1 protein-coding gene is annotated in these 530 nt (G+C 61.5%); it reads right to left on the bottom strand.

What is annotated here, in order from left to right; all coding sequences use genetic code 11:
• Positions 1-530, bottom strand: a 530-nt coding sequence (locus ACWUKX_RS31010) for an IS630 family transposase (protein WP_456010464.1), incomplete at both ends; no start/stop codon positions are given.

Raw genomic sequence — 530 nt, 5'->3', positions numbered from 1 at the left:
GAGCACTCGGCGGATGTGATGCGGTTGAGAATTTGGCCGATCGCGTCGCAGACGGTTTGGACGGTGCGGCTTGCTGCCTTTCTCAGCCAGTGCTTGAGTTTTGAGAAGAGCTGTTCGATCGGATTGAGATCGGGCGAGTATTTCGGCAGGAAGAAGAGCCTTGCGCCGGCGGCGCGTATGGCGCGACGCACCGCCTTGCCTTTGTGCGAGCCGAGATTATCCATGATGACTATATCCCCCGGCTGGAGGGTCGGCGCGAGAACCTTCTCGACGTAGAGGAGAAATCTCTCGCCGTTGATCGGTCCGTCGATCAACCAAGGCGCGTCGACGCGATCGCGGCGCAGCGCGGCCAGGAAGGTCATGGTCTTCCAGTGGCCGTGCGGCACTTTCGCTTTGATCCGCTGTCCCACCGGCGCCCAGCCCCTTAGCGGCGACATGTTGGTCTTGGTCCAGGTCTCGTCAATGAAGACCAGGCGCGTGGGATCAATCCGGCCCCGATACTTCGTCCACTGCATCCGCCGTCGCGCGAT

The sequence above is a fragment of the Mesorhizobium sp. f-mel genome (genome assembly GCF_053850215.1).
This window is presented reverse-complemented; position numbering and strand designations above follow the sequence as displayed.